The 4,789-nt window shown below is 59.0% G+C and carries 7 protein-coding genes; 4 read left to right on the forward strand and 3 right to left on the reverse strand.

Going from position 1 to position 4,789, the window contains the following annotated elements:
- Nucleotides 1–172: 172 nt before the first annotated feature.
- The 3 genes from WCG50_RS17560 to WCG50_RS17570 are packed head-to-tail and all read right to left on the reverse strand — an operon-like array spanning nt 173 to nt 1,781.
- The gene (locus tag WCG50_RS17560) at nt 173–925 is read right to left on the reverse strand and encodes a hypothetical protein (protein WP_336900889.1); all 753 of its coding nucleotides are present in this window, start codon (nt 923–925) and stop codon (nt 173–175) included.
- Nucleotides 922–1,494: a hypothetical protein gene (locus WCG50_RS17565; RefSeq protein WP_336900890.1), complete on the reverse strand. Its 573-nt coding sequence runs from the start codon at nt 1,492–1,494 to the stop codon at nt 922–924. Before WCG50_RS17565 ends, WCG50_RS17560 begins: the two co-directional genes overlap by 4 nt.
- A gap of 11 nt (nt 1,495–1,505) precedes the next feature.
- Nucleotides 1,506–1,781 (reverse strand): DnaJ domain-containing protein, encoded by a 276-nt coding sequence (locus tag WCG50_RS17570; protein ID WP_336900891.1) that lies wholly within the window; start codon nt 1,779–1,781, stop codon nt 1,506–1,508.
- Nucleotides 1,782–1,841: 60 nt separating this feature from the next.
- Between WCG50_RS17570 and umuD the strand changes: the two genes are divergently transcribed.
- From umuD to WCG50_RS17590, 4 genes are all read left to right on the forward strand, one after another.
- Nucleotides 1,842–2,282: a translesion error-prone DNA polymerase V autoproteolytic subunit gene (gene umuD, locus WCG50_RS17575; RefSeq protein ID WP_336900892.1), complete on the forward strand. Its 441-nt coding sequence runs from the start codon at nt 1,842–1,844 to the stop codon at nt 2,280–2,282.
- Between the two features lie 26 nt (nt 2,283–2,308).
- Nucleotides 2,309–3,607 (forward strand): Y-family DNA polymerase, encoded by a 1,299-nt coding sequence (locus WCG50_RS17580; protein WP_336900893.1) that lies wholly within the window; start codon nt 2,309–2,311, stop codon nt 3,605–3,607.
- A 141-nt stretch (nt 3,608–3,748) separates the two neighbouring features.
- Nucleotides 3,749–4,168, forward strand: coding sequence for a hemerythrin family protein (locus tag WCG50_RS17585; RefSeq protein ID WP_336900894.1), 420 nt, complete (start codon nt 3,749–3,751; stop codon nt 4,166–4,168).
- 221 nt (nt 4,169–4,389) lie between these two features.
- Nucleotides 4,390–4,782, forward strand: coding sequence for a universal stress protein (locus WCG50_RS17590; RefSeq protein ID WP_336900895.1), 393 nt, complete (start codon nt 4,390–4,392; stop codon nt 4,780–4,782).
- The last annotated feature ends 7 nt before the right edge of the window (nt 4,783–4,789 follow it).

Below are 4,789 nucleotides of genomic sequence, written 5' to 3' on the forward strand. Positions count from 1 at the left end.
TGCCGAAATAACGCGCAATCTGCACCATGCCTTTGGGGGCATCGGTGCAGATGGCGTCCAGCTTGTCCTGGTCGATGATGCCGTGTTGCACCCCGTATTGCAGCGCCTTCTCGAAGAACGGACGGGTGTCATACAGCGAGACGGCGGCGGCGGAGGGCGTGTGCTTGGGCATTTAAATGGCCGATTCCTCGTCCGATTCCCGCGTGACGGGCGTGGCTTTGCCGCGGTCGGTGTCGCCGGTTTCCACCCGGTCGTCGTCTTCTTCGGCTTCTTCTTCCTCGTCCAGACCGAGGTCGTGGGCGCGGGCTTTGGCGCGCAGCACCAGCACGGTTTCAATGAACAGGTCGGGCAGTTCGTAGCGCAGAATCCAGGCCAGCTCCATCCAGTCCTGGTCCGCGACTTCGTCCTGTTCCAGACGGGGCTTCACATAGGCCGAGGCAAACAGCGCAGTCTCCGACAGCATCTCGCCGTCTTCTTCCACGGTGTCAAAGGTACCGGTGCGGGCAAAGGCCTCAATCCGGCTCCACTTTTCAGAAAAGTAGTCGGCCAGCGCCTCGCTGCCGCCTTCAAGGTCGCCCATGGCGCTGAGGAACTCGACCGGTTCCGCACCCTCGCGAAAAATGACCGAATTGACCATGCCGCGCAGGTGGGTGCGGGTCAGGTCTTTGTACTGTTTCTCAATCACCACAGCGCGGGCAAACTGGTCAGGCGTCACCGCCATGTTGATGATCGACTCTTTGGAGTTGTCGTACTCGCGGATCACGGCCAGGATGTCTTTGGGCGGCAGTTGCGCCAGCACCACCATCAGCGCCGAGTCGCCCTCGGCGTCGGCCAACTCCACCAGCGCCGACTCGGCACCGGTGATGTCGCCCGCCGCAATCAGGCTTTGGGTTTTTTCGATCAAGGCCAGGTAGTTGGTGCTCATGAGCGGTCTTTGCGGTCAAAGCCTTGCTCAACCATCCAGTCAGCGCCTGCTTCTTCGCGCACCCGGGCTTCTTCCTCATCTTCATCGTCCTGCTCGTTGCGCTCGCCGTCGCTGTCTTCTTCACCGTCGTTCTCGCCATCGGTGTCTTCATCGTGGGCTGCGGCGGTGACCGGGCGGGCACCGGGCTTGGCGTACATGTATTCCAGCGCGGCCGCCACAGTTAAAAACCAGGCGCCCATGGGGGCTTTCAGAATCTCCTGGGCCAGCGTTTGCGCCCACGGGGCCAGTTGCACGGCATCGGCCAGGCTGTCCCATTCCGGCAGTTCATCGGACTCGGACAGCAGCAGGTGGTCCATCACGGCGGGCAGTTTGAAGCTGAAACCCCGGTGAAAAATCACCGCCACCATTTCGGGGCTGAGTTCCATCATCTGGATCAGGAATTTGAGTTCCTTGCGTTTCTCGGCCAAGCGCTTGCTCAACACATCATGGCCTTCGGAGTCGGACGTCAAATCGTCGAGTTCAGCCTCGTAAGCTGAGCGCAACTGAATAAAGTAGGGTGAGAGTTTCATGGCGGGTGGTTTTACAGTAAAGGGTTGAAGTAGTTTTGCCAAATGTCGCGCGCCGTCTCGATCGGGCTGTCCAACAGGCTGCGCCGGCGGTTGTCGTCATAAGCCTGACGTTTGTCCGGGTCGGAAAGCACTTCGTAGGCTTCTTGTACCGCCCGAAAGCGGGCAGGGGCCTCCGCTGCCGCGTTTCTGTCAGGGTGGTGCTGAGACGCCTTTTGGCGAAACGCTTTTTTAATGTCGGCCAGCGTCGCGGCGCTGCCTAAGCCGAGGGTTGCGTAGTGGTCTTTCATGGGGGCGTTGATTATCGCCCGGCGATGTACATTGGGGTGATTGTGAAATACACTGTACGGATGATCAGTATTATTTCGCCACAAGCCCCGGTGCTGCTGTCTGACGCACCGCTGTTGGCGCTGCTGCTCAAAAACCGGGTCTGCGCGGGCTTTCCGTCACCCGCTGAAGACCTCGGCGCGCAGCGCATCGACCTGACCCAGATGCTGGTGGTGCACGCGCAGGCCACCTATTTTTTGCGCGCCAGTGGCCAGTCGATGGTCGAAGCCGGTATTTTTGACAACGACATTCTGGTGGTCGACCGCGCCATCAAGCCGCGCCACAACCACATCGTGGTCGCGGTGGTGGATGGCGACTTTACGGTCAAGTTGCTGTACCAGCGGGCCGGGCGCATCAAGCTCAAGGCTGCCAACCCGACTTTTCCCGACATCGTGCCCAAAGACGGCCAGACGATTGAGGTTTGGGGCGTGGTCACCAGCTGCATCAAGCAGTTTGTCGTGTGATGGCGAGATCTAAATAGAGGCACGCTATGTATGCGCTGGTCGATGGCAATAATTTTTACGTGAGCTGTGAGCGGGTATTCCGGCCCAGCCTGAACCATTGCCCGGTGGTGGTGCTGAGCAACAACGACGGCTGTGCCATTGCCCGCTCCAATGAGGCCAAGGCGCTGGGCATTGCCATGGGCGCGCCGTGGTTCAAGATTCGCCACCTGGCCGAGTCAGACGGGCTGGTGGCTTTGTCGGCCAACTTTGCGCTGTATGGCGACCTGAGCGACCGCATGATGAGCCTGGCGGCGGGCTTGGGGCCGCGCCAGGAGGTTTATTCGATTGATGAGTCTTTCATTGACATGCGCGGGGTGCGTGGCAATCTGGTGGAGCGCAGCCACAAGATTCGCTCGCGCATTTTGCAGTGGGTCGGCATTCCGTGTGGCATTGGCATTGGGGCCACCAAGACCCTGGCCAAGCTGGCCAACCACATCGCCAAAACCGCCGAGCGCAAACCTGGCAGCTACCCTGACCATCTGGCGCAGGTCTGCAATCTGGCGGCTTTGATGCCCGCCGAGTTGGAGGCGGTACTGGCCGCCACCGCCGTCAATGAAGTCTGGGGCGTGGGCCGGCGCATCAGCAAGCAACTGGGCGAAGGCGGTATCACCACCGCGCTGGATCTGGCCCGACTGGACCCGGCGATGGTGCGCAGCCGCTGGTCGGTGGTGCTGGAGCGCACGGTGCGTGAGTTACAGGGCACACCGTGCATTGAGCTGGACCACGCGCCCCAGCCCAAGCAAGAGATTGCCTGCACGCGCTCATTTGGGCATCCGGTGACGGCACTGGCGGACATGAGCGAGGCCGTGACCGAGTTCGCCAGCCGGGCGGCCGTGAAGCTGCGACAGCAACACAGCCTGGCCGGGCAGGTGCTGTGTTTTATTCGCACCAGCCCGTTTCGGCCCGAGGCGCAATACAGCCGCTCCCTGATCGTGCCGCTGCGTCGCCCTAGTGCCGACACGGGCGTGATCGTGGGCGCTGCGCTGGCGGGCTTGCGGGCGATCTACCGGCCGGGTTTTAAACTGGCCAAAGCGGGCGTGATGCTGCTGGACCTGCAATCGGACGCCATCGTTCAGGGCGAGTTGGCGCTGGAGGACGACGAGGCGCCCACTCGCAGCAACCTGATGGCCACGCTGGATGAGCTGAATTTGCGCTATGGCCGAGGCACGGTGCTGATGGCCAGCGCGGGTTTGGCCGGTGAGCGCCGGGCCTGGTCCATGAAGCAGGAACGCCGCACGCCGGGTTACACCACTTGCTGGAGTGATTTGGCGGTGGCGCGTGCCTAAGCCCCATTTTTTCAAGCAGATTGGCCTTGGGTGCTTTAGACTTGAATCACCTTCATCTTAGTAATCGTTGACAAATCGCAAGTCGATGCAGCCAGGATGTGTGTGTTTATGCTGAATTAAACAGCAGCTTCAGGAAAAGAAATGTCTCTTGAGTGGAATGAAAGTTTCAGAGTCGGTGATCCCGAGATTGATCGCCAGCACCAGTATTTGTTTGCGTTGGCAAACAAGTTTCTGCTTGCCCAAGACAAGCTGGCGCTGGTGTCCTGTGCCCGTGATTTGTTTCAGTACACGCGTGACCATTTTGCGTATGAAGAGGACTTGATGCTACGGGCTGGCTTCCCCAGCTACGAGTCGCATGTCAAGTCGCACCAACTGCTCATCAGTCGCTTGAATGTGTTGAGCCAGCAGATTTCAGACGATAAGCTCGACAGAAATGAGATGGAGGGTTTCATCCAGCATTGGGCCCTTTTTCACATCCCCAAGGCCGACGTCCAGCTCGCGGATTACCTGAGTTACGGCGATACCAAGAAGGCCAGCCTGTTTGGCGAATTGCCACGCTGATACGGGGCCTCTACAGGCTCCGCTAGCGAGAGATGGAGTGAATTCTCAAGCAGTTGTTGTGAAAAAAATTTCAAATTCCGGCGCAAGGCATCCGACCCAAATTGCCCGGCTCCTGTGCCAAAATGAAAAGTTAAGACGAACAACCAAATGCGTTGACGTACTTCTATAACGTCTGTTCGGCGGGTCGTTCAACTAAATTTGATTCAAAAAAGGAGAAACCGATGACCATACTCGTAGCCTATGCGCCACGTCCCGAAGGACAGGCCGCGCTTGACAAAGGCCTGGAAATAGCCAAACGCCGGCAGGAGCGTTTGGTGGTGGTCAATGCCAGCCCCGGCGGACAACAAGATGATCCGTCCAAATCGGATGTTCAGGATGTTGAACGTGTTGAAAAGTTGCTGGCTGAGTCGGGTCTCAATGCTGAATTCAAGCAGTTTGTGCGCGGTAAAAGTGCGGTTGCAGAGATCGAAGGTCTGGTCGACTCGCTTCAGGTGTCGCTGCTGATCATCGGGCTCCGGAAACGCTCGGCGGTCGGAAAACTCATTTTGGGCAGTGTCGCCCAAGACATCCTGCTCTCGGTTCCTTGCCCGGTATTGGCCGTCAAGGCCGCTTGATTTAAAA

The organism is Rhodoferax sp. (assembly GCF_037143375.1).
GTDB lineage: Bacteria > Pseudomonadota > Gammaproteobacteria > Burkholderiales > Burkholderiaceae_C > Rhodoferax.